This is a genomic window from Pseudomonas sp. LG1D9 (assembly GCF_002949995.1).
GTDB classification, from domain to species: domain Bacteria; phylum Pseudomonadota; class Gammaproteobacteria; order Pseudomonadales; family Pseudomonadaceae; genus Aquipseudomonas; species Aquipseudomonas proteolytica.
In genome coordinates this window covers 2,044,253-2,070,591 of the sequence record NZ_CP026881.1, presented here as the reverse complement: position 1 = coordinate 2,070,591, position 26,339 = coordinate 2,044,253, and the positions used below count along the sequence as shown (strand labels likewise).

24 protein-coding genes are annotated in these 26,339 nt (G+C 61.3%); 10 read left to right on the top strand and 14 right to left on the bottom strand.

Features of this window, described 5'->3' with window-relative positions; translation table 11 throughout:
* The first annotated feature begins 18 nt into the window (after nt 1–18).
* Together purU and fdhA are read left to right on the top strand one after the other, a co-directional pair.
* Nucleotides 19–876, top strand: coding sequence for a formyltetrahydrofolate deformylase (gene purU, locus C5F71_RS09960; RefSeq protein ID WP_029296961.1), 858 nt, complete (start codon nt 19–21; stop codon nt 874–876).
* 199 nt (nt 877–1,075) lie between these two features.
* Nucleotides 1,076–2,275, top strand: a complete 1,200-nt coding sequence (gene fdhA / locus C5F71_RS09955; protein ID WP_029296959.1) for a formaldehyde dehydrogenase, glutathione-independent — start codon at nt 1,076–1,078, stop codon at nt 2,273–2,275.
* A 161-nt stretch (nt 2,276–2,436) separates the two neighbouring features.
* Here the strand turns inward: fdhA and C5F71_RS09950 are convergent, their stop codons facing one another.
* The gene (locus C5F71_RS09950) at nt 2,437–2,895 is read right to left on the bottom strand and encodes an anti-sigma factor domain-containing protein (RefSeq protein ID WP_029296957.1); all 459 of its coding nucleotides are present in this window, start codon (nt 2,893–2,895) and stop codon (nt 2,437–2,439) included.
* Between the two features lie 182 nt (nt 2,896–3,077).
* On the opposite strand from C5F71_RS09950, the gene C5F71_RS09945 reads away from it, so the two are divergent.
* On the top strand, nt 3,078–3,647 hold the full coding sequence (locus tag C5F71_RS09945) for a DUF2780 domain-containing protein (RefSeq protein WP_029296955.1): 570 nt from the start codon (nt 3,078–3,080) through the stop codon (nt 3,645–3,647).
* Here C5F71_RS09945 and C5F71_RS09940 read toward each other — a convergent pair.
* Nucleotides 3,644–4,531 carry an acyltransferase gene (locus tag C5F71_RS09940; protein ID WP_104911045.1) on the bottom strand — a complete coding sequence of 296 codons (888 nt, stop codon included), beginning with the start codon at nt 4,529–4,531 and terminating at the stop codon, nt 3,644–3,646. The genes C5F71_RS09945 and C5F71_RS09940 overlap by 4 nt on opposite strands.
* Nucleotides 4,532–4,706: 175 nt before the next feature.
* Here C5F71_RS09940 and C5F71_RS09935 point away from each other — a divergent pair, with 175 nt between their 5' ends.
* Genes C5F71_RS09935 through creD form a run of 4 tightly spaced genes read left to right on the top strand, consistent with a single transcriptional unit; the run spans nt 4,707 to nt 8,792 of the window.
* On the top strand, nt 4,707–5,207 hold the full coding sequence (locus C5F71_RS09935; protein WP_029296952.1) for an ATP-dependent zinc protease: 501 nt from the start codon (nt 4,707–4,709) through the stop codon (nt 5,205–5,207).
* Between the two features lie 58 nt (nt 5,208–5,265).
* Nucleotides 5,266–5,943 (top strand): two-component system response regulator CreB, encoded by a 678-nt coding sequence (gene creB / locus C5F71_RS09930; protein WP_029296950.1) that lies wholly within the window; start codon nt 5,266–5,268, stop codon nt 5,941–5,943.
* The gene (creC, locus tag C5F71_RS09925) at nt 5,943–7,382 is read left to right on the top strand and encodes a two-component system sensor histidine kinase CreC (RefSeq protein WP_104911044.1); all 1,440 of its coding nucleotides are present in this window, start codon (nt 5,943–5,945) and stop codon (nt 7,380–7,382) included. Before creB ends, creC begins: the two co-directional genes overlap by 1 nt.
* A 51-nt stretch (nt 7,383–7,433) precedes the next feature.
* Entirely contained in the window at nt 7,434–8,792 is a 1,359-nt protein-coding gene (gene creD / locus C5F71_RS09920; RefSeq protein WP_104911043.1) for a cell envelope integrity protein CreD, read from the top strand.
* Nucleotides 8,793–9,120: 328 nt separating this feature from the next.
* Here the strand turns inward: creD and C5F71_RS09910 are convergent, their stop codons facing one another.
* The 8 genes from C5F71_RS09910 to C5F71_RS09875 form a co-directional block, all read right to left on the bottom strand.
* Nucleotides 9,121–9,750: a glutathione S-transferase family protein gene (locus tag C5F71_RS09910; RefSeq protein WP_029296945.1), complete on the bottom strand. Its 630-nt coding sequence runs from the start codon at nt 9,748–9,750 to the stop codon at nt 9,121–9,123.
* Nucleotides 9,751–9,913: 163 nt separating this feature from the next.
* Nucleotides 9,914–10,093 (bottom strand): hypothetical protein, encoded by a 180-nt coding sequence (locus C5F71_RS29260; protein WP_070994483.1) that lies wholly within the window; start codon nt 10,091–10,093, stop codon nt 9,914–9,916.
* Nucleotides 10,090–11,193, bottom strand: coding sequence for a PepSY domain-containing protein (locus C5F71_RS09900; protein ID WP_070994527.1), 1,104 nt, complete (start codon nt 11,191–11,193; stop codon nt 10,090–10,092). Before C5F71_RS09900 ends, C5F71_RS29260 begins: the two co-directional genes overlap by 4 nt.
* A 72-nt stretch (nt 11,194–11,265) precedes the next feature.
* On the bottom strand, nt 11,266–13,695 hold the full coding sequence (locus C5F71_RS09895; protein WP_104911041.1) for a TonB-dependent siderophore receptor: 2,430 nt from the start codon (nt 13,693–13,695) through the stop codon (nt 11,266–11,268).
* 440 nt (nt 13,696–14,135) lie between these two features.
* Nucleotides 14,136–15,116 (bottom strand): FecR domain-containing protein, encoded by a 981-nt coding sequence (locus C5F71_RS09890; RefSeq protein WP_104911040.1) that lies wholly within the window; start codon nt 15,114–15,116, stop codon nt 14,136–14,138.
* Complete coding sequence (locus C5F71_RS09885; RefSeq protein ID WP_070994528.1) at nt 15,113–15,631, bottom strand: RNA polymerase sigma factor; 519 nt, start codon at nt 15,629–15,631, stop codon at nt 15,113–15,115. The genes C5F71_RS09890 and C5F71_RS09885 overlap by 4 nt, the downstream gene beginning before the upstream one ends.
* A 129-nt stretch (nt 15,632–15,760) precedes the next feature.
* Entirely contained in the window at nt 15,761–16,468 is a 708-nt protein-coding gene (locus C5F71_RS09880; protein ID WP_092230943.1) for a PolC-type DNA polymerase III, read from the bottom strand.
* Complete coding sequence (locus C5F71_RS09875; protein ID WP_104911039.1) at nt 16,465–18,387, bottom strand: putative nucleotidyltransferase substrate binding domain-containing protein; 1,923 nt, start codon at nt 18,385–18,387, stop codon at nt 16,465–16,467. The genes C5F71_RS09880 and C5F71_RS09875 overlap by 4 nt, the downstream gene beginning before the upstream one ends.
* A 245-nt stretch (nt 18,388–18,632) precedes the next feature.
* On the opposite strand from C5F71_RS09875, the gene C5F71_RS09870 reads away from it, so the two are divergent.
* A complete protein-coding gene (locus C5F71_RS09870) occupies nt 18,633–19,079 on the top strand; it encodes a response regulator (RefSeq protein ID WP_070994488.1) in 447 nt (148 codons plus the stop codon).
* 121 nt (nt 19,080–19,200) lie between these two features.
* Entirely contained in the window at nt 19,201–19,632 is a 432-nt protein-coding gene (locus tag C5F71_RS09865) for a hypothetical protein (RefSeq protein ID WP_104911038.1), read from the top strand.
* Between the two features lie 71 nt (nt 19,633–19,703).
* Here C5F71_RS09865 and C5F71_RS09860 read toward each other — a convergent pair whose 3' ends face one another.
* The gene (locus C5F71_RS09860; protein ID WP_104911037.1) at nt 19,704–21,881 is read right to left on the bottom strand and encodes a malate synthase G; all 2,178 of its coding nucleotides are present in this window, start codon (nt 21,879–21,881) and stop codon (nt 19,704–19,706) included.
* A 431-nt stretch (nt 21,882–22,312) separates the two neighbouring features.
* Between C5F71_RS09860 and C5F71_RS09855 the strand changes: the two genes are divergently transcribed.
* Nucleotides 22,313–22,831 carry a glycine cleavage system protein R gene (locus C5F71_RS09855; RefSeq protein ID WP_070994490.1) on the top strand — a complete coding sequence of 173 codons (519 nt, stop codon included), beginning with the start codon at nt 22,313–22,315 and terminating at the stop codon, nt 22,829–22,831.
* Nucleotides 22,832–23,053: 222 nt separating this feature from the next.
* On the opposite strand, the gene rarD is transcribed toward C5F71_RS09855, so the two are convergent.
* The 3 genes from rarD to C5F71_RS09840 form a co-directional block, all read right to left on the bottom strand.
* Nucleotides 23,054–23,938, bottom strand: coding sequence for an EamA family transporter RarD (gene rarD / locus C5F71_RS09850; protein WP_029296920.1), 885 nt, complete (start codon nt 23,936–23,938; stop codon nt 23,054–23,056).
* Nucleotides 23,939–24,145: 207 nt separating this feature from the next.
* A complete protein-coding gene (locus C5F71_RS09845; protein WP_104911036.1) occupies nt 24,146–25,120 on the bottom strand; it encodes a serine/threonine protein kinase in 975 nt (324 codons plus the stop codon).
* A 421-nt stretch (nt 25,121–25,541) separates the two neighbouring features.
* Nucleotides 25,542–26,306, bottom strand: coding sequence for a TOBE domain-containing protein (locus tag C5F71_RS09840; RefSeq protein WP_070994492.1), 765 nt, complete (start codon nt 26,304–26,306; stop codon nt 25,542–25,544).
* Nucleotides 26,307–26,339: the final 33 nt, after the last annotated feature.

The following is a 26,339-nucleotide window of genomic DNA, read 5'->3' as shown; positions in this document are numbered from 1 at the left end:
TATGAGGAGTTAACTGTAATGAGCCGCGCACCCGATACATGGATTTTGACCGCCGATTGCCCCAGCGTGCTCGGCACGGTGGACGCGGTCACCCGCTATCTGTTCGAGCAGGGCTGCTACGTCACCGAGCACCACTCGTTCGATGACCGCCTCTCGGGGCGCTTTTTTATCCGCGTGGAATTCCGTCAACCCGACGGCTTCGACGAACAGGGTTTTCGCGACGGCCTGGCCACCCGTGGCGAAGCCTTTGGGATGATTTTCGAGCTGACGGCGCCTAATTACCGGCCAAAAGTGGTGATCATGGTCTCCAAGGCCGATCACTGCCTCAACGACCTGCTGTATCGCCAGCGCATCGGCCAACTGTCGATGGATGTGGTCGCGGTGGTGTCCAACCACCCTGATCTCAAGCCCCTGGCCGACTGGCACCAGATTCCCTACTACCATTTCCCCCTCGACCCCAACGACAAACCGTCCCAGGAGCGTCAGGTGTGGCAGGTGATTGAAGAGGCCGGCGCCGAGCTGGTGATCCTTGCGCGCTACATGCAAGTGCTGTCACCGGAGCTGTGCCGCAAGCTCGATGGCAAGGCGATCAATATCCATCACTCGTTGCTGCCGGGGTTCAAGGGCGCCAAGCCGTATCACCAGGCCTACAACAAAGGGGTGAAGCTGGTAGGCGCCACTGCGCACTACATCAACAACGACCTGGACGAAGGCCCGATCATCGCCCAGGGCGTGGAGGTGGTGGACCACAGCCATTACCCCGAGGATTTGATTGCCAAGGGGCGGGATATCGAAGGGCTGACCTTGGCCCGGGCGGTGGGGTATCACATTGAGCGGCGGGTGTTTTTGAACGCCAATCGAACGGTGGTGCTCTGATGGACGCCTTCGCGAGCAAGCCCGCTCCCACATTTGACCGTGTTCCAAAGTTGGAATGCAGTCGAATGTGGGAGCGGGCTTGCTCGCGAAGAGGCCCTCACTAACAGCGCAAAAAACAGCATCTGCAACCCGAGCACTTAAACGCGCAGCCCAACCCAAGGGCTACGCAGTTCCATAAAAACAACAGCGAGGTGAAAGCATGTCTGGTAATCGTGGTGTCGTGTATCTCGGCAACGGTCAGGTCGAAGTACAGAAAATCGACTATCCCAAAATGCAGGACCCCCGTGGCAGGAAGATTGAGCACGGCGTCATCCTGCGCGTGGTCTCCACCAACATCTGCGGCTCCGACCAACACATGGTGCGCGGCCGCACTACCGCCCAGACCGGCCTGGTACTGGGCCATGAAATCACCGGCGAGGTGATCGAGAAGGGCAGTGATGTCGAGAACCTGAAACTCGGCGACCTGGTATCGGTGCCCTTCAACGTTGCTTGCGGGCGCTGCCGTTCCTGCAAGGAGCAACACACCGGCGTATGCCTGACCGTCAACCCGGCCCGTGCCGGTGGTGCCTATGGCTACGTGGACATGGGTGACTGGACCGGCGGCCAGGCCGAGTACGTGCTGGTGCCGTATGCCGATTTCAACCTGCTCAAGCTGCCGGATCGCGACAAGGCCATGGAGAAAATCCGCGACCTGACGTGCCTCTCCGACATCCTGCCGACCGGCTATCACGGTGCAGTCACCGCCGGCGTCGGCCCTGGCAGTACCGTCTACATTGCAGGCGCCGGTCCGGTTGGCCTGGCTGCTGCGGCCTCCGCTCGCCTGCTGGGTGCGGCGGTGGTGATCATTGGTGACGTCAACACCATCCGCCTGGCCCATGCCAAGGCCCAGGGTTTTGAAGTGGTCGACCTGTCCACCGACACCCCGCTGCACGAACAGATTGCCGCGCTGCTCGGCGAGCCGGAAGTGGACTGTGCTGTTGACTGTGTGGGCTTTGAAGCGCGCGGTCATGGGCACGACGGTGTCAAGGCGGAAGCCCCGGCCACGGTACTCAACTCACTGATGGGCGTGGTGCGCGTCGCAGGCAAGATCGGCATCCCCGGCCTGTACGTCACCGAAGATCCGGGTGCGGTGGACGCTGCCGCGAAAATGGGCAGCCTGAGCATTCGCTTCGGCCTGGGCTGGGCCAAGTCCCACAGCTTCCACACCGGCCAGACCCCGGTGATGAAGTACAACCGCCAGTTGATGCAGGCGATCATGTGGGACCGCATCAACATCGCCGAAATCGTCGGCGTACAGGTGATCAGCCTGGACGACGCACCACGCGGTTATGGCGAGTTCGATGCCGGTGTGCCGAAGAAGTTTGTGATTGACCCGCACAAGCTGTTCAGCGCGGCGTAATCACAGCCACCGATAGCAATGTGGGAGCGGGCTGATGTGGGAGCCGGGCTTGCCCGCGATGGCAGCACCTCGGTCTATCTGAAACACCGAGTCGATGCAATCGCAGGCAAGCCAGCTCCCACACCAGCCCGCTCCCACATTGGTTGTGTGGTGTTTGAGCGTTAGCGAATTGCCAGCGCGCCCTGGTACACCGTCGGGCCGGTAGGCTGCTTGCTCACCGAGCCACCCTTGGTTTCCGAACTGACCATCAACTCGACCGGCTGGCTGATGGTTTCCTGTTGGCGCGGATTCAGGCCGATGATGCCTTTGCCATCCTCCGGCAACAGACCCAGGGATACCGGCGTGCCGCCCGCCGGCAGGGCCCACAGCTCGAGGCTGCGGTCCGGCTCCGGCGCAGTGGCCGCAATCGGTTGGACTTCCAGGTAATCCTTGTGCGCCATGATTTGCGCAGCCGGTTGTTGGGTGGTGCTCACCAGGGTCGCGGCGGACTTCACGCTGTCCTGTGTGTAGAGCGCGCCGCCGATACCGGCAACCACCACCACGCAGACGCCGATGAACAGGCGCGGGCGGGTCCAGAATGAGGGCTTGTGCTCGATCACTGGGGGTTGGGACGCAGTCATAAGGCTCTTCCTGACAAGTTTTGTAGTGTGTTGATTGACCCTGTGGCGGGCGATGGGTTCCTAGTGGCAGTTTGATGGTGTGAGGCTTTGGGGCTTTTCTGAACAAATCTGTGGTGTGGAACAACCTATTGGATGCTGAGTCCAACGGCTGCTTCAGCTCCTAAATTTACGAGGTTGTCTCGATGAAGATTTCACGCGGTTTTGCCCTGTCCTGCCTTCTGACCGTGGCGGCCAGCCCGGTGTTTGCAGCAGGCTTCAGCCTGGGCGATGTGGCCAACGCCGTCGCCGGTGCCCAGGGTACCAACAAGGCCGCTGCCGCTGCGCCAACGTCACAGACCGCCGGCCTGCTGGGCGCTTTGACCAAGCAGTTGAATGTCACCCCGGAGCAGGCTGTCGGTGGTACCGGCGCCATGTTGGGCCTGGCCAAGAACCAACTCAGCAGCACTGACTATTCGCAGTTGGGCAAAAGCGTACCGGGCCTGGACAAGCTGTCGGGTAGCAACGCATTGGGCAGCCTGGGCGCCCTGAGCGGCATGCTCGGCCAAACCGGTGGCAGCAAGACCAGCGGCCTCGATGGCCTGCTGGGTAACGTCAAGGACACCAACGACCTGAACACCGCGTTCAGCGCCTTGGGCATGGACAGCGGCATGATCGGCCAGTTTGCCCCGGTGATCCTGCAATACCTGGGCGGTCAGGGTGCCGACAGTTCATTGCTTGGCAAGCTGGCCCAGGCCTGGGGTACCGGCAGCTAAGGCCGTTCGGCGCGCAGTTGGGCGATGCGCGCATCCTTCTCCATCCAGAGCTGGTTGACCCAGTTCTGGACGCTCTGGCGAAACGCCGGATCATTCTCGTAATCCCCCTGCCACAACGCTGGATCCAGCTCGCGGGTGCGGATATCGACAATCACGCGGGGCACCGCGCCGCTGATCAAATCCCAGAACCCCGGAATCTTCTCCTGTGGATACACCACGGTCACGTCGAGGATCGCGTCCAGCTGTTCGCCCATTGCCGCCAGCACAAACGCCACGCCACCGGCCTTGGGCTTGAGCAGGCGGGTGAAAGGTGAGCCCTGTTGGGCACGCTTGACTTCGGTGAAGCGCGTGCCTTCCAGGTAGTTGACCACCGTCACCGGCTGGCGCTTGAACAGCTCGCACGCCTGTTTGGTGATCTTCAGGTCCTGGCCCGCCAGTTCCGGGTGCTTGGCCAGGAACGCCTTGCTGTAGCGCTTCATGAACGGGTAGTCCAGGGCCCACCAGGCAAGGCCCAGGAACGGTACCCAGATCAGTTCCTTTTTCAGGAAGAACTTGAAGAACGGCGTGCGCCGGTTGAGGGTCTGGATCAGCGCCGGGATATCCACCCAGGATTGGTGGTTGCTGATCACCAGGTACGAGGTGTCGCCGCGCAGGCCGGTATCGCCGCGAATGTCCCATTGGGTGGGAATGCACCAGGCGAAGATCAGCTTGTCGATCTCGGCCCAGGTCTCGGCGATCCACATCACTGCGGCTGAGGCGTAGTCCCGTGAACGACCGGGGGCCACCAGCTTGAGCAGGGCGAAGACCAGCAGGGGGCCGATCAGGATCAGCGTGTTGAGTAACAGCAGCAGTGTGACGAAACAGCCGGTGAGCAGGCGGCGCATAAGGAACTCTTGCAAGCGGTTGGACGGGCCATGATAAGCAGCTTGAGTCTAGAGGCCAAATCGCAAATGGCCTGACGAATGTTTCACTTTGTGTTGCGTATGCTGGGTAACGATCCAACTTTGGGCTGCGTTTGCAGTCTAGTATTCGCCTACTTACCTCAAGGAATCCTCCTACGTGAAATCTCTCCTTGCCCTATTAGCCGTGGTGGCCCTGCCGGTCATGGCCGCCGAACCGACCCTGTACGGGCGCTACGAATACATCCAACTGCCGGAGATCGGCGAGACCTTCAAGGCCAAGATGGACACCGGCGCGCTGACCGCGTCGCTGTCGGCCCGTGACATCGAGACCTTCACCCGCGATGGCGAGGACTGGGTGCGCTTCCGCCTTAGCGGCAAGGATGTGAGCAACAAGGTCTACGAACACAAAGTGGCGCGCATCAGCAAGATCAAGAACCGCGCGGACGAAGACGAAGACGGCGAAGAAACCAGCGTGGCCAAGCGCCCGGTGGTGGATCTGGAGATGTGCCTGGGCAACGTCAAGCGCACCGTCGAAGTCAACCTCACCGACCGCAGCAGTTTCAACTACCCGCTGTTGATCGGCGCCAAGGCCCTGCGTGAATTCGGCGCCGCCGTGAACCCGGCTCGCCGCTACACCGCCGACAAACCCGACTGCTGATTGACGCCGCATAAGGCATGGGGCACCGTTCACCTTTAGCTCCCAGTGCTCGGACGCCATGCCCCATATCCTGATTGTCGAAGACGAAGCGGCCATTGCCGATACGCTGATTTTTGCCCTGCAAGGCGAAGGCTTCACCACCACCTGGCTGACCCTCGGCCAGGCCGCGCTGGAGCATCAACGGCAGACCCCGGCAGACCTGCTGATCCTCGACATCGGCCTGCCGGACATCAGCGGTTTTGAAACCTGTAAGCAACTGCGCCGTTTCAGCGAAGTGCCGGTGATGTTCCTCAGTGCCCGCGACGGCGAAATCGACCGCGTGGTGGGCCTGGAAATCGGCGCCGATGATTATGTGGTCAAGCCCTTCAGCCCGCGGGAAGTGGCGGCGCGGGTCAAGGCGATCCTCAAGCGTGTCGCGCCGGTTGCGGCGCCAGCCAGCGGCGGGCTGTTCCAGGTGGACCACGAGCGCGTGCAGATCCACTATCGCGGGCAGTTGCTGGGCCTGACCCGGCATGAGTTCCGTTTGCTCAACTGCCTGCTGGAGCAGCCCGAGCGGGTGTTCAGCCGCGAGCAACTGCTGGATGCCGTCGGCGTGGCCGCCGATGCCGGCTACGAGCGCAATATCGACAGCCATATCAAAAGCCTGCGCAGCAAGTTGCGGGGCGTGGCCGCCGATGGCGAGCCGATCCAGACCCATCGGGGCCTGGGCTACAGCTACAGTCCGAGCCACGCCTGATGCGCATGGGGCTGCGGATTTTCCTGGTGTATGCGCTGTTCATCGGCCTGACCGGCTACTTTGTGCTCAACACGGTGATGAAGGAAATCCGCCCCGGCGTGCGCCAGTCCACTGAAGAAACCCTGGTGGACACCGCCAACCTGCTGGCGGAAATCCTGCGTGAGGACGTGAAGCACGGCACCCTCGGCCAAAGCCACTGGCCGACCGTGCTCAAGGCCTACGGCGAGCGCCAGCCCGGCGCGACGATCTGGGGGTTGGCGAAGAATCAGGTCAACCACCGTATCTATGTCACCGACGCCAAGGGCGTTGTGCTGCTGGATTCGGCAGGAGTGGCAGTGGGCCAGGACTACTCGAAATGGAACGACGTGTACCTGACTCTGCGCGGCGAATACGGCGCCCGCTCCACCCGCAGCGATGCCGATGATCCGGCCTCGTCGGTGATGCACGTTGGCGCGCCGATCCGTGATAACGGGCAGATCATCGGCGCGGTCACGGTGGCCAAGCCCAACAGCTCGCTGCAACCTTATGTCGACCGTACCGAGCGCCGCCTGCTGTGGTACGGCGCCGGCCTGGTGGCCCTGGGCCTGTTGCTGGGGGCGCTGTTGTCGTGGTGGCTGAGTGCTGCGCTGCGGCGCCTGACCACCTATGCCCAGGCTGTCAGCGAAGGGCGGCGTGCCGAGTTGCCGCACTATCGCGGCGGTGAGTTGGAGCAGCTGTCCACGGCGGTGGAGCACATGCGCACGCAACTGGAAGGCAAGGCCTATGTCGAGCGTTACGTGCACACCTTGACCCACGAACTGAAAAGCCCCCTGGCCGCGATCCGGGGTGCGGCGGAGTTGTTGCAGGGTGAAATGACTGCGGCCCAGCAGCAGCGCTTTGTCGGCAATATCGCCAGCGAGAGCGCACGTCTGCAGCAGTTGATCGAGCGCCTGTTGAACCTGGCCCAGGTCGAGCAGCGCCAAGGGTTGGAGCAGCAAGCCACGGTGCCTTTGGCCGCGTTGGTGGATGAAGTCCTCAAGGCGCAATGCGCGCGGATCGAACAGGCCGGGTTGCAGGTCGAGCGTCTGATCGAGGCGGATGTAAAGCTGTATGGCGAGCCATTCCTGCTGCGCCAGGCCTTGGGCAACCTGCTGGAAAACGCCCTGGACTTTACTCCGCCCGGCGGCACTCTGCGCTTTAGCGCCCAGGTGCGGCATCACGATGTCGATGTGTGCCTGTTCAACCAGGCCGAGCCGATCCCCGAATACGCCCTGCCGCGCCTGAGCGAGCGTTTCTACTCCCTGCCGCGCCCGGCCAGCGGGCGCAAAAGCACCGGCCTGGGCCTGAACTTTGTCGAAGAAGTCATGAAGCTGCACGGCGGCTCATTGCAGATCGGCAACGTGCCGGGCGGGGTGCAAGTGGTGCTGCATCTCCACACAGTCTCCACATTGCCCTCATAAATCCCCCACAGGCTGGCGCCAGACTCTCCCCATCAAAACAGGGAGATACCCATGAACCGCAGCCTGCTATTCAAACTGGGCGCCATTGCGCTGCTGATCCTGCTATTGCTGATTCCGTTGCTGATGATCAGCGGCATCATCAACGAGCGCCAGGCGCTACGCGACGGTGTATTGATGGACATTGCCCGCAGTTCCAGCTACAGCCAGCAGGTGAGCGGGCCGTTGATGGTGGTGCCGTATCGCAAGACCGTGCGTGAGTGGAAGCTCAATGAAAAGCTCAACAAACGCTATGAAGTGCTCAGCGAAGAGCAAGGCCGCCTGTACTTCCTGCCAGAACATTTCGAGCTCGACGGCAAGGTGCAAACCGAACTGCGGGCGCGGGGGATTTACCAGGCGCGGCTGTTCCATGCCGACAACCGTATCAGTGGCCGCTTTGTGCTGCCGGCGCAGATGGGGATCAAGGAAGACTTTGCCGATTACACGTTTGAACAGGCATTCCTGGCCGTAGGGATCAGCGACATTCGCGGGATCGAAAACGCCCTGAAACTGGAGCTTGGCAGCCAACGCCTGGAGTTCGCCCCGGGCACCCAAGTGAGTTTCCTTGGCGCCGGGGTGCATGTCCCGCTGCCCGCCCAGGACAGCAAGAACCCTGCGCCGCTGGACTTCGCGTTCGATCTGCAGCTGCAAGGTACCGAGCAATTGCAAGTGCTGCCGGTGGGCAAGACCAGTGTGGTCAAGCTGGCGTCCAACTGGCCCCACCCAAGCTTTGTCGGCAACTTCCTGCCGGTGCAGCGCGAGATCAACGACCAAGGGTTCAGCGCCAACTGGCAGACCTCGTTTTTCTCCACCAACCTTGAAGAGTCGTTGTACGGCTGCGTGGTCGCCAGTCGCTGCGACGACTTCAACCAGCGCAGCTTCGGCGTGAACTTTATCGACCCGGTGGACCAGTACCTCAAGAGCGACCGTGCGATCAAATATGCGCTGCTGTTTATCGCCCTGACGTTCGCCGGCTTCTTCCTGTTCGAAGTGCTCAAGAGCCTGGCGGTGCACCCGATCCAGTACGCGTTGGTGGGGGTGGCCCTGGCGTTTTTCTACCTGCTGCTGTTGTCGCTGTCCGAGCATATCGGCTTTGCCCTGGCGTACCTGATCTCGGCCAGTGCCTGTGTGTTGTTGATCGGTTTTTATGTGTGCCATGTGCTGCGCAGCGTGGCCCACGGCCTGGGATTCTCGGCGGGGTTGGCGGCGTTGTACGGCTTGCTGTACGGGCTGCTGAGTGCCGAGGATTACGCGCTGTTGATGGGCTCGTTGTTGCTGTTCGGGCTGCTGGGCACGGTGATGGTGCTGACACGCAAACTGGACTGGTATGGCGTGGGCAAGCGCAAGGCGAGTGAACAGGAGGCGATGCAATGATCGGGCTACGGGAGGACCAGCGGGAGAGGGCGCAACTGGTGGGGAAAATCAACGCACTGTTTGTGCAGTTGCGCGATGCCTTTGGGGCGAGCGGGCCTGTTGTGGCTAACAGGCCTGTTGTGGCAAACGGGCTTGTTGTGGCGAGCGGGCTTGCCCCGCGCTGGGCTGCGCAGCAGCCCCAACCCCAAGCACCGAGGAGTCCCTGACACACCGCATTCTGCTGGATTGGGGCTGCTGCGCAGCCCAGCACGGGGCAAGCCCGCTCGCCACAACAAGCCTGCTCGCCACAAGAGGCCTTCTTGCCACGGCAACCTGGTAGCTGCAGGCCTCAGGCCGGCGGCTGGGTCGCCAGCATCGAAGGCCGCTGGCTGACTTCGGCGTACCAGGCGGCCAGTTTGGGATTGCTCGAACGCCACTGCAGGTCCGGATGGCGAAAATCCACATAGCCCAAGGCGCAGGCGACACTGATGGCTGCGATGTCGAAATGGCAGGCCAGCTCGGCGATAGCGTCCCGTTCCAGCTCGGCCAGGGTGCGGCGGATTTTGTTGCGCTGTTCTTGCAGCCAGCTTTCCCACTGCTTGTCGGCCGGGCGCAGGGCAGTTTCATAGCGCATCAATACGGCCGCGTCCATGATCCCGTCGGCCATCGAGGCCAGGGTCAGGCGCCGCCAGCGGGCCGAGCCGTCACGGGGGATCAGCGGGTTGCCGACGTGCTGGTGGTCGAAGTAGTCGAGGATCACCCGGCTGTCGTGCAACACATTGCCATCGGCCAGGCGCAGGGCCGGGATCTTGCCCACGGGGTTGCCTTCGTTCAGCGCGGGGATCGGGTTGACCGGCGTGACCAACACAGTCTCCAGGGCGACCCGGTCTTGCTGGCCGGTTTCGTGGAGCAGGACCAGGACTTTGCGGACAAACGGCGAAGCGGGGTGCTGGAACAACGTCATGCTGGGCGCGGACATGGGCAATCCTCGGAAAAGGTCGGCCATAGACTAGACAGTTGCGAGGTGACTGGCGAGGGGGATCTGGTTGTTTTTACGGGCCTCATCGCAGGCAAGCCAGCTCCCACAATTTGATTTGTGAACACCATCAAATGTGGGAGCTGGCTTGCCTGCGATGGCGTCCTCAAGGCCTGCGCACCAACCCCCACACCCCGACAACTGCCGGTATTCCCAACCCCAGCCAGCTAAGGGAATCCCAAACCCCATCCCCCAACAGCGCCGCAAACAACCCCCCGGCACTGAGCAGCCCGATTGCCAGCGGCACCCCGAACACCTTCCAGAAATTCGATTGCCGCGGCCTCATGGCTTGGCCGCCTTGCGCCGCACCAGCCACAGGTACACACCGCTGCCCAGCACGATGATGGTCAGCACATCCAGCACCGCCCAGAGGATTTTCATCGGCATGCCGCCATAGTCGCCAAAGTGCAAGGGCTGGGACATGCCCATGGCGTCCATGTACCACGGCCGCCCGGCCACGGCGGTGACGCTCAGATCGCTGGCGTCGATCAGCACCGGCGTCAGCAGGTGCGAGGTCAGGTGTGTGCTGCCTTTCATAAACACCGCGTAATGGTGCTCGCTGGAAAACCGCGTGCCGGGGAACGCAATAAAGTCAGGGGTCATGCCCGGCGCGACCTGTTCGGCGATTTTCAGCAGGTCAGTGGCCGGCGCCCGCAAGGTCAGCGGCGGTGCGTTCTTGTAGGGTTCGATCATCGCGGTCAGGCTGTCATTGCGCCAGGCGGCGATGATCAGGTCGGCACAGGCGCTGATCACCCCGGTGACGCCCACCACCAGCGCCCAGGTCAGGGTGACGACGCCGATCAGGTTATGCAGGTCCAGCCAGCGCAGGCGCGTGGATTTGTCCTGGCGCACGGTGGCGAACTTCAAGCGCCGCATGAACGGCAGGTACAACACCGTGCCGGAAATGATCGCGACCACAAACAGCACACCCATGAACGCCAGCAGCAACTTGCCCGGCAGCCCGGCGAACATATCCACATGCAGGCGCAGCAGGAACATCGTCAAGCCGCCATTGGCCGAGGGCATCTCCACACTGTCCCCGGTGCGCGCGTCCAGCATGAAGGTGTGCGACGAATTGGGCTCGGTCCCGGCGGTGGCCGCCATGATTGCAATCACGCCGTTCTTGTCGTCTTCGTCCCAGGCCAGGTACTGCATGGCTTCGCCAGGACGATGGGCCTGGGCCTTGGCCACCAGTTGCTCAAGGTTGAGCTGCGGGGTATCGGCCGGCATCTGCTTGAGCTCGGGCTCGTTGCCCAGCAAGTGATCGATCTCATGGTGAAAGATCAACGGCAGGCCGGTCAGCGCCAGCATCAGCAGGAATACGGTGCAGATCAGGCTGGTCCAGGTGTGGATGAAGGACCAGCGGCGGATGGTTGTGCTTTTCATTTCATAGCCTTCAGACAAGCCAAAGCCGCCCACGGGAGGCGGCCTGGCTGTGGAGCAGGTTAGCTCAGTGCATTACCACTGGTAGGTGGCGCTGGCGACGACGCTGCGTTGGTCGCCGTAGTAGCAATAGAAGCCATCACAGGTCGAGATGTACTCTTTGTCAAACAGGTTGGTGGCGTTGAGCTTCACCGAGGCACCTTTGAGACTGTTGTCCAGACGTCCGAGGTCGTAATGAACGGCGGCATCGAACACGGTGTAGGCATCGGCCTTGCCTAGCCAAGTATTGCCTTGGTCGCCGTAAGTGTTGCCAGTGTAACGGGTGCCAAAGCCCACACCGAAACCGTCCAACACGCCGTCGTGCCAGGTGTAGTCGGTCCACAACGAGGCGGTTTGATTTGGCATCAGTTGCAGGCGATTGCCTTTGTGATCGCCTTTTTGTACCTCGGACTTGGCCAAGGTGTAAGCCGCGATGACTTTGAGGTTTTCGGTCACGTCAGACACCGCTTCCAGTTCCAGGCCTTTAACCTTTACTTCACCTGTCTGACTGGTGACCGGGATGCTGCCAACTGTAGTGGTGGTTGCCAGCACGTTTTTCTGGGTCAGGTCATAGACCGCTGCACTCAGCAGGGTATTAGTGCCAGGCGGCTGGTACTTGACTCCCAGCTCCCATTGCTTGCCTTCAGTCGGCTTATACGACTCGGTAGGTGACACGCTTGCGTTGCTGGCCGGTTGGAAGGATTCGGCGTACGAGATATACGGCACAAAACCCGAGTCGAACACATAGCTCAGTGCAGCGTTGCCACTGAAGTTTTTGCTGCGGTCGGTGTTAGTCACGCCGCTTTTGTTGAGGTAAGTGGTGCCTTGATGAACCCAGTCTTCACGACCACCCAAGGTCAAACGCCATTTATCCAGCGCCATCTGGTCTTGAACATAGAGACCTGTCTGCACGGTTTTTTGGTCGTAGTCATAGAGGGCATCTGAGCGGGAGGGACGAAGGATCGGTTGGCCGTATATCGGGTTGTTGACGTTGGTTGTCAGGCCGTCACCGAAAATTGAAGTGTAAGAAGTATTGGTGCGTTGATGATCCAGCCCGAGCAGCAGGGTGTGTGTGATATCACCGGTGGCGAAGTCTGCTTGGAAGTTGTTGTCGACGGCAAACTGACCGATATCCTCGTCAGCATTGGTCGAGGTACGACCCACATTGCCGTTGGCATCAACCTGAGTCCAGGGATATGCGCCCACAGTCAGTTGTTGGAACGACAGCTCCGACTTGGTGTAACGCAAGTTCTGCTTGAACTGCCAGGTATCGTTTAAACGATGCTCAAAGGCATAGCCCAGTGCGTAGTAGGTCCGGTCGTAGAACTCGTAGTCCGGGTCACCCAGGTTCTTGTGGTGTGAGATCTTGCCCAGCGGCGATTTGATCTTGGTGCCCTGGATCGGCAGGAACTGACTGGTAGCGCCGGTATCGTCGCGAGTGAACTGCGAGAGCAGGGTCAGCTTGGTATCGGTATCGATATTCCAGGTCAGGCTCGGCGCGATGTTATAGCGCTTGTTGTCGATGTGATCGACTTGTGTGCCGGCGTCCCGCACCACGCCACTGAGGCCATAGAGGAACTGACCTTCATCATCGATCTTGCCGGTGCTGGCGAAGTTGATCTGGCGATAGTTGTCGCTGCCGTACTGCACCTGGATGGCATTGCTCGATTCTGCGCTGGGGCGTCGGCTGACCATATCCAGCAGACCGCCTGGTGGGGTCTGGCCGTAGACCGACGAGGCAGGGCCACGCAGCAGGGCGAGGCGGTCGAGGTTCCAGGTTTCTGCTTTCGGGTTGGCGTAAACGCCACGCGGCAATGGCAGGCCATCGAGGAAATGGGTGGGTTCGAAGCCTCGTACGCGCATCCAGTCGTAGCGAGTGTCACTGCCGTAGCTGGCGGAAACGATGCCGGGCATGTACTTGACCGCGTCATCCAGGTTCTGCACGTTGCGGTCCAGCATCTGCTGGCGGGTCGCTACGGAGATTGAACGTGGTGCTTCTACCAGCGCGGTATCAGTCTTGCTCCCCGCCGCCGTACGCGTAGCGACATAACCTTCCACCGGGCCCCAGGCGCTTTCATAGTTGCCCTGGCCAATGATGCTGGTCTCGGGCAGGGCAACGACACCCTCCGGAACCGGCACCAGGCTGAAGGTGCCGGCGCTGCTCTGCTCCAACTGCAGACCGCTGCCGCGCAAGGCTTCACGCAGGGCGCCCTGGGCGTCGAACTGGCCCTTGACCGGGGCCGAGGTCTTGCCTGCGGCCAGTGCTGGGTTGAGGGTCAATGCCAGGCCGGCCTGGCTGGCGATCTGGTTCAGGGTGCTGGCCAGGGGAGCGGCAGGCAGGTTATAGGCGCGCACGCTTGACGCCTGTTCGGCGGCGATCAGCGCAGTGCTGGCCAGCGGGGCGCTGAGGGCAATGGCCACGGCTAACAGGCTGGGGCGCAACAAGGTGTCTAGCGTGCGGGACATACGGCGGCTCCTGAATGGAAATATTTCTCAATTGCCTGTGTGCCGAGCGAGAATCAAAAAGTGATAGGGCGAGGTGAAAATATTTTTTGTCTGGGGGGAAATGGAGGGCTTTGAGGGCCTTATCGCCGCATAGGTATCTGCACAACTTTCAGAAACAGACGAACTTTCCTGTGGCGAGCGGGCTTGCCCCGCGCTGGGCTGCAAAGCAGCCCTAAACCCGGCCATCGTGGTTTATCTGAAGAAACGCGGCGGGCTTTTTGGGGCTGCTTCGCAGCCCAGCGCGGGGCAAGCCCGCTCGCCACAACTGCGCTATCTGCCTGGATTTAGGCGTTGCGGCAAAGTTGTGTAGATACCGATGCTTATCGCCGGCAAGCCAGCTCCCACATTTTTGAATTGTGAACACCCTCAAGTGTAGGCGCTGGCTTGCCGGCGATAGGGCCCTAAGGCTTACCCGTAACCTTTGGCACCACCGTCACCCACCACGGCGTACGCTGCTGGATCTGCACTGGCAGGGTTGGCAGCAGCGCATTCAAGGCCAGGTCGGTGTCCTGCAACGGGAAGCTGCCAGTGATGCGCAGGTCGGCCACGTTTTTGTCCACACCCAGGTAGCCGCTGCGGTAGCGGCCGAGTTCCTCGACCACATCCGCCAGCCGTGCGTTGTCTACCACCAGCATGCCACGGGTCCAGGCGTCGGTGCCGGGGCTGACGGTCAGCAGTGGGCCGAGGCCGTCATGGCGCATCAACACCTGCTGGCCTTCCTTGAACACCTGCTCCTGCTGCAACGCCTCGGGCTGCGCCGCGACGGCCGACTGCAAAACGCTGAGCCGCGTACCGTCGTCCTCGCGTTTGACGATAAACCGCGTGCCCAGGGCGCGCAGGCTGCCGTCGCGGGTCTCGACGATAAAGGGGCGGGCATCGTTGTGGCCGGTCTCGACGAGGATCTCGCCGTCCTGCAACACGATCACCCGGCGTTTTTCGTCAAAGCGCACATCAATGGCGCTGTGGGTATTGAGGTTGATCAGCGTGCCATCCGCCAGCCTCAGCGTGCGTTGTTCGCCGGTGGCGGTGCGTTGGTCGGCCAGCCAATAGTTGATCGGCACGTAGCGCTGGCCGGCGAACAGCACCAGGCCGCAGACCAGCACCACACTGGCCAGGCCGCTGCCGAGCTTGCGCACCCGCTGGCGGATGTTTTCACGCGATTGCAGCAGCGCCGCCCGCGCCGGGCCGCTGGCCACGCTGAAACGCTGATCGAGCATGCCCAGTTGGCGCCAGGCACGGGCGTGCTCATCGTTGCTGGCCAGCCATTTCCTGAATTCTTCATGCTCCACGGCACTGCGCTCCCCGGAATCGAGGGACAGTTGCCAGGCAATCGCAGCATCCAGCACGCGTGCCGAAACCGGTTTGGAGCTGATCTGAGTCACAGCGGCTCGCCATACAGTGCGATGTAGCACTGGCGAATGCCCTGGGCCAGGTACTGTCGCACCCGCGGCACGGAAACCCCCAGGCGCTGGGCGATTTCGGCGTGGCCCAGGCCATCGAGGCGGTTATAGAGGAAGGCGGCGCGGGCCTTGCTGGAAAGCTTGCCGAGCAGGCGGTCGATGGCCTTGAGGTCTTCGAGGATCAGGTGCTGTTCTTGTGGGGAAGGGTGCTCGCTTTCCGGGATCAGCATCAGTTCGGTGAGGTAGGCCTGTTCCAGCGCCGCGCGGCGGAAATAGTCGAACAGCAAGCCCTTGGCGACGGCCACCAGGAAAGCCCGGGGTTCGCGGGGCTCGCGCAGTTCTTCACGGCCCAGCAGGCGCATGAAGGTGTCCTGGCTCAGGTCCTCGGCACGGCTGGGGCACGCCACGTTGCGCCGCAGCCATGCCAGCAGCCAGCCGCGATGGTCACGGTACAACGTGCCAACAAGCTCACTGTGGGGACTTTGGGCTGACGACAAGGCATCACCAATCGGCAAGTTTAAACTAACGAGAATTATTCGCGATTGTGGCAGAGGCGATGAGGCGGCGCAATTGGCGTTGGTCGGATGATGGCACCACAACCCATTTCAGGAGCCGGGTTGTGGTGTTTAGAAGGACGGGGCTTGCTTGCGACGTTTCCACTGGCTCAGGCGCTGCTGCAACAGTGCCGGGCTGTCCAGCCCTTGCTGGCGGGCGCGGCTGAACAGAATCAACATCAACTCGGCGGTGGCCAGGGCATCGGCGCTGGCATGATGGCGTTCACCGACTTGCAGGTTGAAGTGGGCGATCCAGTCATCCAGGCCCGCTTCGCGAATATGCGCTTGGGGACACAGCAGCGGCGCCAGGTCTGCCACGTCGAGAAACGGATGGGCCAGGCGATAACCCAGGCTGTCCTTGAGCGCCCGGCCGAGCATGTGTTGGTCGAACGGTGCGTGGAATGCCAGCAGCGGGCTGTCGCCGACAAAATCCATGAAATCCAGCAACGCTTCGGCAGGATCGCAACCGGCGGCGATCGCACTGGGGCCCAGGCCGTGGATCAATACACTGGGGCTGAGTTTGGTGTGCGCCCGCAGCAAGGTGCGCTCGAACTGCTGGGAAAAGTCGATGGCACCGTCTTCGATCACCACCGCGCCAATCGACAGTACCAGGTCGCGATTGAGGTTCAGGCCGCTGGTTTCCAGGTCCAGGACCACCCAGCGCTGGTCACGCAAGGTGTTTTCGCCGAGTGCGCCGGCAGTTGGCAGTTGCGCCAGCCGTACTTGTTGATGCTCATCCAGCCCCGGCCGGTGAGGGCGTAGCCAACTGAACAGGCTCACAGCTGATACCTCAGGGCCAGGCTGCTTTGCAGGCGCTGGGCCTGGCGCAGGGATTCGCGCAGGATGCGCCGGTCCAGGTGGTTGAGGCTGTCTGGGTCGACCCGGTTGGAGTACGGCTGGTTCTCGCGGGTCTGCAACTGGTGCTGCTGCATGCGGGTTTGCTGGATAAAGTGGTAGGCCTCTTCATAGGCTGCGCCGTCCAGGCGTTCGATCACCTCTTTATCTACCAGTTGGCGTAAGCGTTCCAGGGTGTTGTTGGCGGCGATCCCATTGGCCAGGGCCAACAGGCGGGCACCGTCTACGAACGGCGTCAGGCCCTGCACCTTGAGATCCAGGGTGGCCTTGTCCGAGCCTTTGCGCGTCAACACAAAGTCCCGGAAGCGCCCCACCGGCGGGCGCTGGCGCAAGGCGTTCTCGGCCATCATCCGTTGGAACAGGCGGTTGTCTGCGACCTGGTCAAGAATGCCCTGGCGCAACTGGTCGCAGCCCAGTTCATCGCCCCATACCACGCGCAGATCGAAGTAGATGCTGGATTTGAGCAGGTTCTCCGGCGTCGCCTCGCGGATAAATGCGGCAAAGCGCCGGGCCCACTCGGCGCGGGACAGGCACAGCTCGGGGTTGCCGGCCATGATACTGCCCTTGCACAGGGTAAAGCCGCACAGCGCCAGGCTTTGGTTGATCTGCTGCGCCAGCGGCAACAGCAGGCCGCGGATCTCGGCCGCGTGGGCGGCGTCCCGCGCATCAAACAGGATGCCGTTGTCCTGGTCGGTATGCAGGGTCTGTTCGCGGCGGCCCTCGCTGCCGAAACACAGCCAACTGAACGGTACGCCGGGGTCGCCTTTATCGGCGATGCTCAGTTCGATCACCCGGCACACCGTGTGATCGTTGAGCAGCGTGATGATATGGGTGATCTGGGTCGAGGACGCGCCATGGGCCAGCATGCGTTCCACCAGTTGGCCGATTTCGCCACGCAGCGCCACCAGGTTTTCCACCCGTGGTGCATTGCGGATGGTGCGGGCCAGGTGCACCAGGTCGACCCGTTGCAGGGAAAACAGGTCACGCTCGGACACCACGCCACACAAGCGTCGATCCTTGACCAGGCACACGTGGGCGATGTGCCGTTCGGTCATGGCGATAGCCGCGTCGAAGGCGCTGTGATCCGGGCTGAGGAAGAACGGCGCCTGGGTCATATGGCGTTCGATGGCCTGGGTGAAGTCGCTGGTGCCATCGGCTACCACATGGCGCAGGTCACGCAGGGTGAAAATCCCCAGGGGCGCCTTGTGTTCATCGACCACCACGATGCTGCCGACCTGCTGCTCATGCATCAACGTGACCGCCTCACGCAGCGGTGTCAGCGGGCTGCACGTTACCGGATGGCGCATGGCCAATTCACCCAGGCGGGTATTGAGTGAATACTGGGTGCCGAGGTTTTCTACGGCTTTCTGCTGGACTTGCTGGTTGACCTGGTCCAACAGGCTACTGACCCCGCGCAAGGCAAAATCGCGGAACGCCCCGGACAGCGCAAACAGCTTGATAAACGCCGGTTTGTTCAATTGCAGGCAGAAGGTGTCTTCGGCGGCCTTGTGCTCGGTGCGGGTGGCCCGCTCCCCCAGCAGCGCGGCCAGGGGGAAGCATTCTCCGGTGGCGATTTCGAAGGTGGTTTCGGCCGAATCCGGGCGCTGCCCGACCACGCGGCCCTGCTTGACGATATAGAAGTGCTCCACGGGGCCCGCCGACGGTTTGAGAATGCTCTCGCCGGGGCCGTAGAAGCGCAATTGGCACTGTTCCACCAGGAACGCCAGGTGGGCGTTTTCCATCTGGTTGAAGGGCGGGAACCGTTGAAGGAATTGCAGGGTGCCGTGAATGTTCTGCAACACCGCAGTTTTCCCTGCCTGGGTGAAAGCATCAGCTTTACTCATAACCATGACCGCAGTTTTTTGTCGTTATCGTCCTTCATGGTCGACCCCCACGCGGCGGGTGCCCATTGGACGTAAGTCTAGGTAGCTATAAGACCTTCGATGACTAAGGAAAAACCCTACATGAATATCGTCCAGACCCGTAGAACGCCCACTAGGAAAACTATCCGACGAAGTGCACATTATTCGCCCTTCCGGCGATGTCTGACTAGTGTGCTGGGAGATTGAGAAGAACTGCCGAGAGACGTATGCCCGACCTAGATATTCTGAGTGACGCCGAGCGCGAAGCGCTGAGCGCCGTGATGCTGGAGCCTGATTTACCGCCGCAGCGGGTGCTGATCGTCGATGACGATAAAGACGCCCGGGAATTGCTGGCCGAAATCCTGGGGCTGGACGGCATTCGCTGCATGACGGCGGACAGTGGCGAGGCAGCGTGGGAATTGTTGAAGTCCAGCACTTCCATCGGCTTACTGATCACCGACCTGCGCATGGCACCCAGCAACGGCCTGCAACTTATCCGCCAGGTGCGCGAATCCACACGCGCGGCATTGCCGATCATCATCATGTCCGGGGACGCCGAAGCGCCGGACGTGATCGATGCAATGCATCTGAGTGTGGTGGACTTTCTGCTCAAGCCGATTGATAGCGTGAAGTTGGCGAAGATGGTCAAGCGCGAGTTGGGGATGGCGCAGTAGTTACCACTCATCGAAACTGTCAATTCTGACAGTAGAACTCATGGTGCTGAAATTGTTTAGTGCTCTGAAAGCACTGGAACGCAAGTTCCATGCTTCATAGACCACTGAACAGGAGCTCATCATGAACGTTAAAAAAATGTCTATCGACGATGCTGAACTAGAAGAAGCCAGGGGCAAGGCTGAAGAGGGGCAAGCCTATATTTTGGTCATTGAGAACAATTCTGCTCGTCTTTTCGTGGCGGATGAGGTGTTTGGATATTTGTCTTGGACAGCGATACTGGGGCCGGAGCCCGAGCGTATTGACCTGCGTTATGGGAGTGACTTACAGACGGGCTTTCATACTTTCGATGCCGTGGATTTAAGGCCTTGGTACCGTGCGCCCGACGGCGAACTTTACACTTCCGCTTTAGAAGGTAAGGTTTTTATCAATGTCACTGGGCCAGGGTCTGGCACTGAGTTTGAACATACTGGCGTACTGCTGAACGTACGTTTCGAGAAGAGTGATGGCTCTCCTATTGTGCTCAATGGCACGTTCAATAACTCATCCACCTGATGGTTTTGTTGTTGGAACCACGCATTAAAAAGCCCTGATCTTTCGATCAGGGCTTTTTTACGTGCGGTTACTCAAAGACCATTCTTGGCCTTGAACTCCCGACGCCGACGATGCAACACCGGCTCGGTATAACCGTTGGGTTGCTTGGTCCCTTCAATCACCAACTCCACCGCTGCCTGGAACGCGATATTGCTGTCGAAGTCCGGGGCCAAGGGACGGTACAGCGCGTCCCCGGCATTCTGCCGATCCACCACTGGCGCCATGCGCTTGAGGCTTTCCATTACCTGGGCTTCGCTGACCACGCCATGGCGCAGCCAGTTGGCGATGTGCTGGCTGGAGATACGCAGGGTGGCGCGGTCTTCCATCAGGCCCACATCGTTGATATCCGGCACTTTCGAGCAACCCACGCCCTGGTCGATCCAGCGCACCACGTAGCCGAGGATGCCCTGGGCGTTGTTGTCCAGCTCGTTGCGGATTTCTTCCTCGGACCAGTCGGTGTTCTGGGCCAGGGGAATAGTCAGGATGTCGTCCACCGAAGCGCGTTCGCGCTTGGCCAGTTCGGCCTGGCGGGCAAATACGTCGACCTTGTGGTAATGCAGCGCGTGCAGGGCGGCAGCCGTCGGCGACGGTACCCACGCGGTGTTGGCGCCGGCCAGCGGGTGAGCGATTTTCTGCTCGAGCATGGCGGCCATCAAGTCGGGCATTGCCCACATGCCTTTACCGATTTGCGCACGACCTTGCAGGCCAGTGCTCAAGCCGATATCAACGTTCCAGTTCTCATAGGCGCCGATCCATTTTTCCGCCTTCATCGCCGCCTTGCGCACCATCGCGCCCGCTTCCATGGAGGTGTGGATTTCGTCGCCGGTGCGGTCGAGGAAGCCGGTGTTGATAAACACCACGCGCTCGCTGGCAGCCTTGATACAGGCCTTGAGGTTGACCGTGGTGCGGCGCTCCTCGTCCATGATGCCGACCTTGAGGGTGTTGCGCGGCAGGTTCAGCACCTCTTCGGTGCGCCCGAACAGTTCGTTGGTGAACGCAGCTTCTTCGGGGCCGTGCATCTTCGGTTTAACGATGTACACCGAGCCGGTGCGGCTGTTCTTGCGGCTGTTGTTGCCGTTGAGGCTGTGGACCGCTGCCAGGCTGGTGATCAGGCCGTCGAGGATGCCTTCTGGCACTTCATTGCCCTGGGCATCGAGGATGGCGTCGATGGTCATCAGGTGGCCAACGTTGCGCACGAACAGCAGCGAGCGACCATGCAGGGTCACCGCATTGCCGTCGACACCGGTGTAGGTGCGGTCGGCGTTCATGGTGCGGGTAAAGGTCTTGCCGCCCTTGGCCACTTCTTCGGCCAGGTCGCCCTTCATCAGGCCGAGCCAGTTGCGGTAGATCACCACTTTGTCGTCGGCATCGACGGCGGCGACGGAGTCTTCGCAGTCCATGATGGTGGTCAGCGCGGCTTCCATCAGGATGTCTTTGATGCCGGCGGCGTCGGTCTGGCCGACCGGGGTGCTGGCGTCGACCTGGATTTCGAAGTGCAGGCCGTTGTGCTTGAACAAGATGGCGATTGGTTGGGCGGCATCGCCCTGGTAGCCGATCAACTGGGCATCGCTGCGCAGGCCGCTGTTGCTGCCACCCTTGAGGCTGACCACCAACTTGCCGTCGACGATCTTGTAGCCGGTGGAATCGACATGGCTGCCGGCGGTGAGCGGTGCGGCTTCGTCGAGGAAGGCGCGGGCGAAGGCGATGACCTTGTCACCGCGCACCTTGTTGTAGCCCTGGCCTTTCTCGGCGCCGTCGGCTTCGCTGATGGCGTCGGTGCCATACAGCGCGTCGTACAGCGAGCCCCAACGGGCGTTGGAGGCGTTGAGGGCGAACCGCGCATTCATCACCGGCACCACCAACTGCGGGCCGGCCATACGGGCGATTTCGTCATCGACGTTTTGTGTGGTCGCCTGGAAATCCGCCGCTTCTGGCAGCAGGTAGCCAATGTCTTGCAGGAAGGCTTTGTAGGCCACCGCGTCGTGGGCCTTGCCGGCGTGGGTCTGGTGCCAGGCATCGATCCGCGCTTGGAAATCGTCGCGTTTGGCGAGTAGGGCTTTGTTCTTCGGTGCCAGGTCGTGGATGACCTTGTCGGCGCCGGCCCAGAACTGGTCGGCGGTCAGGCCGGTACCGGGAATGGCTTCGTTGTTCACGAAGTCGAACAGGACTTTGGCGACCTGCAGGCCACCGACTTGAACGTGTTCAGTCATTGCTTGCCTCACTCTGCGGAGCTAATTCGCTTTTCAGCTTTTCAATTTACCAATGAAGCCTCTGGCCATTTAAACCACAAACCCAAGGCACCAGTACATGCCATCAACGGCGGCTGGGTGGTTCCAATCAACGGCGCAAGGCTTGCTGACGGGCTGTTCGGGGTTCTGACGGCGCCTGGGCAGACATCGACCTAACGTTATGTAGTGCGCGCCGAGGCATACTACATGATGAGTTGCGGTTGTGAAAATTAGACTAAATACGTCGTTTAGCGACCCACTTTGGTTGTACGGTCACAGCGGGGAATGGGATGTTCTCAAAAAACCAATGGATTGTTCCATATAAATATAAAAATGGTACACGATTTGTTTTGCGGCTCGCTCCTACAGGCAGGTGCCTATAATCGAGTATTCATCACCAGAGGACTGTTGCCATGGACCATCTCGTACTCACCGTCATCGCTGCCGACAAACCCGGCGTGGTCGAGCGTGTAGCCCACTGCATTGCCGAGCGCGGTGGCAACTGGCTGGAAAGTCGCATGGCCCATATGGCCGGGCAATTTGCCGGGATCCTGCGGGTCAGTGTGCCAATGGAAAACCGCAGTGAGCTGGTCAGTGCCCTGGAGGACCTGTCCACCCATGGCATTCGTGTGCTGGTCGGTGAAAGCAGCGGCGCGCAGGCATCGGCAAGCAAGCCGATCCTGATGACCCTGGTGGGCAATGACCGGCCAGGTATCGTGCGCGAAATCACCGCGCTGTTGAGCAAGCAAGGGGTGAACCTGGAGCGCCTGAGTACCGACGTGCGCCCGGCGCCCATGAGCAGCGACCCGTTGTTTCACGCCGAGGCCGCGCTGGCGGTGCCTTCCACCCTGGCGCTGGACACGTTGCAGGCTGCCCTGGAAACCCTGGCCGATGATCTGATGGTGGAGTTGCAGCTGCGCAGCGAGGAATAACCATCCACAGGGTTGTTCATGGAAATCTTGCATGGGCCTGTGGATAAGCTGTAGAGACTCGGCGCCAGGCCGCGCCGGCCGTGGCTTGCGGCGTGTTGAGCAAAAAACGAGCAATTTCAAAGGCTTGTGCACAAACGCCGGGGATCAGGTTGTGGATAACCTTGGGGTGAAACCCTGCAAGCCAAGCCGGCTGTGGCTTGCAAGGGTTTGTACATTATTTGATCAGCGTTTGCGCAGGCTCAGCCATGCGTCGATGCTGTAGACCGCAAGCCCCGCCCAGATAAACACGAACGCGACCAGGCTGGCGGGGCTCATGTGTTCGTCGAACAGCAGCACCGCCTGCAGCAGGACCAGGGTTGGCGCCAAGTACTGCAGGAAACCGAGTGTGGTGTACGGCAAGTGCCGCGCGGCGGCGTTGAAACACACCAGCGGGATCAATGTCACCGGGCCTGCCGCCACCAGCCACCAGGCTTCGGATGTGCTCCAGAACGCCATATTGGCGCTATGGGCGGTGGGGTTGAGCAGCAGCCACGCCAGGGCAATCGGCACCAGCATCCAGGTTTCCACCACCAGGCCCGGCAATGCCTTGACCGGCGCCTGCTTGCGGATCAAGCCGTAGAAACCAAAGGTCAACGCCAGCACCAGCGACACCCACGGCAAACTCCCGACCTGCCATACCTGTTGCGCCACACCCACGGCGGCCAGCCCGACGGCGACCCATTGCAGGCGCCGCAGGCGTTCGCCGAGCAGCAGCATGCCCAGCAGCACGTTGACCAGCGGGTTGATGTAGTAACCCAGGCTGGCTTCGAGCATGCGCCCACTGTTGACCGACCATACATAGGTCAGCCAGTTGCCTGCGATCAACGAGCCGCTCAACGCCAGGATCGCCAGGCGCTTGGGGTTGTCCCGCAGTTCGCGCCACCAGCCGGGGTGTTTCCACACCAGCAACAGCAAACCGCCGAACAGTGCCGACCACAGCACGCGGTGGACGATGATTTCGGCGGCCGGCACGCTGGCGATGGCTTTGAAGTAGAGCGGGAACAGGCCCCAGATGACGTAGGCACTCAGGCCCAGGATATACCCGCGACGCGGGTTGGCGGCTTGCATGCAGAATCCTTGCATAGGCAGCTAACAAAGCCGTGATTGTAAGGAAGTTTGTCTATCGATGGGTCGGCTTTTTGTAGGAGCGAGCTTGCTCGCGAAAAACCTGAGGGCGCCGCTGGGTGCCAGGTTTCCCGCGTTATCGTTAACGACCTTCGTCGGCACGCCGCCCGGGAACAAGCTCGCTCCTACATGATGAGCGAGCGTGATTTCCTAGAACAATTTCAGCGGTTCTTCGTTGAGCGCCGACAATTGCTCGCGCAGCGCCAGCACCTGGTCGCCCCAATACCGCTCGCTGCCAAACCACGGGAAGCTGTGGGGGAATGCCGGATCATCCCAGCGCCGTGCCAGCCAGGCGCTGTAGTGCATCAGGCGCAGGGCGCGCAGAGGTTCGATCAGCGCCAGTTCGCGAGGATCGAAATCGTGGAATTCCTGGTAGCCGTCCATCAACTCCGACAACTGCCCCAGGCATTCCTGGCGATCGCCGGCGAGCATCATCCATAAATCCTGGACCGCCGGGCCCATGCGGCAGTCGTCGAGGTCGACGATATGGAACATCTCATCGCGACACATCATGTTGCCGGGGTGGCAGTCGCCATGCATGCGGATGTTCTTGTGCGGCGTGGCGCTGTACACATCCTCCACGCGTTTGAGCAAGTCACGGGCCACGGATTCGTAGGCAGGCAGCAGGCTCTTGGGAATGAAGTTGCCTTCGAGCAACGTGTTCAGGGAGTCATGACCGAAGTTCTTCACCCCCAGGGCTTCGCGGTGTTCGAAGGGGCGGGTGGCGCCCACCGCATGCAAGCGCCCGAGCAACTGCCCAAGGCGGTACAACTGATCGAGATTGCCCGGCTCCGGCGCCCGGCCACCACGGCGAGGGAACAGGGTGAAACGAAAGCCCGCGTGTTCGAACAGGCTTTCGCCGTTATGGACCATCGGGGCGACGACAGGCACTTCGCATTCGGCCAGTTCGAAGGTGAAGCGGTGTTCTTCAAGGATCGCTTCGTTGGTCCAGCGCTGGGGCCGGTAGAACTTGGCGATCAGCGGCTCGCAGTCTTCGATGCCGACTTGATACACCCGGTTTTCGTAGCTGTTGAGCGCCAAAACGCGGGCGTCGCTGAGAAAACCGATGCTTTCGACAGCGTCGAGAACCAGGTCGGGGGTCAATGTTTCAAACGGGTGGGCCATGCGAACTCCTGCGCGCAGCAGGTCGCCGCGTCCGGCCGGGTATGGTAGCGCACCGGGCTGGAGATAGGTGGTGTGTGTACTATCGCCTTCGCGAGCAAGCCCGCACACTTGGCCGGTGTACACAGAAACACTGTGGGCTTGCCCGCGATGAGCATAGGTATCTACACAACTTTGCCGCAACGCCTAGATTCAGGCAGATAGCGCAGTTGTGGCGAGCGGGCTTGTCGGAACGCCGCATCGCCCGCGCTGGGCTGCGAAGCAGCCCCAACAAGCCCGCCGCGTTTCTTCAGATAAACCGCGATAGGCGGGTTTAGGGCTGCTTCGCAGCCCAGCGCGGGGCAAGCCCGCTCGCCACGGGGGAGTTCATTAGTTTGTGAAAGTTGTGTAGATACCTATGCCGCGATGAGGCCCTGAAGATCACCTAGACCGGCGTGCCCAGCAGCACATTGCTCGGCGCAAACTGCACCTGAACCTGCGTGCCTTCACTTGCCGCCACCGCCTTGAGCTGCTCGGGCGCCGCCAGTGCACATAGCACCAGGCCATTGGGCAAGGTGATGCGCACCTCACTGGGGCCGTCATCGGCATCAAGCATGGCCTCGATCACGCCGCCCATGCAGTTGAATCCAGGCGTCGGCGCTTGGTCAGCGGCGATCAGCTCCAGCCAACCGGCCTTGATCAGCGCGACCACTTCAGTGCCGATTTCCAGTTCCAGGCGCAGGGTGCTGTCATGGGTGATTTGCGCATCGAGGGTCAAGCCACCGGCCAGCTCCAGGCGCACTCGATCATTGCGGCCATGGCTGTCGATGGCGATCACTTGGCCATGCAATTGGTTACGCGCACTGGTGCGCAGCATCAGGCGGCCCAGCAGGTTGAAATCGCTGGCGTCTTCGGCAGCCTCCAGGACCTGGGCCTGCACAGTCTGCAAGCGCTGATACAGGCGCAATACCCGTTCACCTTCGGCCGAGAGCCGCGCGCCGCCGCCGCCCTTGCCGCCGACGCTGCGTTCAACCAGGGGCTTTTGCGCCAGGTTGTTCAGTTCATCGATGGCATCCCACGCGGCCTTGTAGCTCAAACCGGCGCTTTTCGCAGCACGGGTGATGGAGCCCTGCTCGGCGATATGTTGCAGCAAGGCGATACGCTGGGGGCGACGAACGATGTGTTGGCTCAACAGAGACGGTAAAGGCATGGCGAACGGCTGCACACTGGCTTGGGATACGCG

Excerpts from the sequence above, each read along its gene's own strand:
- purU (WP_029296961.1), top strand. The coding sequence starts at position 19 with ATGAGCCGCGCACCCGATACATGGATTTTGACCGCCGATTGCCCCAGC.
- fdhA (WP_029296959.1), top strand. The coding sequence starts at position 1,076 with ATGTCTGGTAATCGTGGTGTCGTGTATCTCGGCAACGGTCAGGTCGAA.
- C5F71_RS09950 (WP_029296957.1), bottom strand. The coding sequence starts at position 2,895 with ATGACTGCGTCCCAACCCCCAGTGATCGAGCACAAGCCCTCATTCTGG.
- C5F71_RS09945 (WP_029296955.1), top strand. The coding sequence starts at position 3,078 with ATGAAGATTTCACGCGGTTTTGCCCTGTCCTGCCTTCTGACCGTGGCG.
- C5F71_RS09940 (WP_104911045.1), bottom strand. The coding sequence starts at position 4,531 with ATGCGCCGCCTGCTCACCGGCTGTTTCGTCACACTGCTGCTGTTACTC.
- creB (WP_029296950.1), top strand. The coding sequence starts at position 5,266 with ATGCCCCATATCCTGATTGTCGAAGACGAAGCGGCCATTGCCGATACG.
- creC (WP_104911044.1), top strand. The coding sequence starts at position 5,943 with ATGCGCATGGGGCTGCGGATTTTCCTGGTGTATGCGCTGTTCATCGGC.
- creD (WP_104911043.1), top strand. The coding sequence starts at position 7,434 with ATGAACCGCAGCCTGCTATTCAAACTGGGCGCCATTGCGCTGCTGATC.
- C5F71_RS09910 (WP_029296945.1), bottom strand. The coding sequence starts at position 9,750 with ATGTCCGCGCCCAGCATGACGTTGTTCCAGCACCCCGCTTCGCCGTTT.
- C5F71_RS29260 (WP_070994483.1), bottom strand. The coding sequence starts at position 10,093 with ATGAGGCCGCGGCAATCGAATTTCTGGAAGGTGTTCGGGGTGCCGCTG.
- C5F71_RS09900 (WP_070994527.1), bottom strand. The coding sequence starts at position 11,193 with ATGAAAAGCACAACCATCCGCCGCTGGTCCTTCATCCACACCTGGACC.
- C5F71_RS09895 (WP_104911041.1), bottom strand. The coding sequence starts at position 13,695 with ATGTCCCGCACGCTAGACACCTTGTTGCGCCCCAGCCTGTTAGCCGTG.
- C5F71_RS09875 (WP_104911039.1), bottom strand. The coding sequence starts at position 18,387 with ATGAGTAAAGCTGATGCTTTCACCCAGGCAGGGAAAACTGCGGTGTTG.
- C5F71_RS09870 (WP_070994488.1), top strand. The coding sequence starts at position 18,633 with ATGCCCGACCTAGATATTCTGAGTGACGCCGAGCGCGAAGCGCTGAGC.
- C5F71_RS09865 (WP_104911038.1), top strand. The coding sequence starts at position 19,201 with ATGAACGTTAAAAAAATGTCTATCGACGATGCTGAACTAGAAGAAGCC.
- C5F71_RS09860 (WP_104911037.1), bottom strand. The coding sequence starts at position 21,881 with ATGACTGAACACGTTCAAGTCGGTGGCCTGCAGGTCGCCAAAGTCCTG.
- C5F71_RS09855 (WP_070994490.1), top strand. The coding sequence starts at position 22,313 with ATGGACCATCTCGTACTCACCGTCATCGCTGCCGACAAACCCGGCGTG.
- rarD (WP_029296920.1), bottom strand. The coding sequence starts at position 23,938 with ATGCAAGCCGCCAACCCGCGTCGCGGGTATATCCTGGGCCTGAGTGCC.
- C5F71_RS09845 (WP_104911036.1), bottom strand. The coding sequence starts at position 25,120 with ATGGCCCACCCGTTTGAAACATTGACCCCCGACCTGGTTCTCGACGCT.
- C5F71_RS09840 (WP_070994492.1), bottom strand. The coding sequence starts at position 26,306 with ATGCCTTTACCGTCTCTGTTGAGCCAACACATCGTTCGTCGCCCCCAG.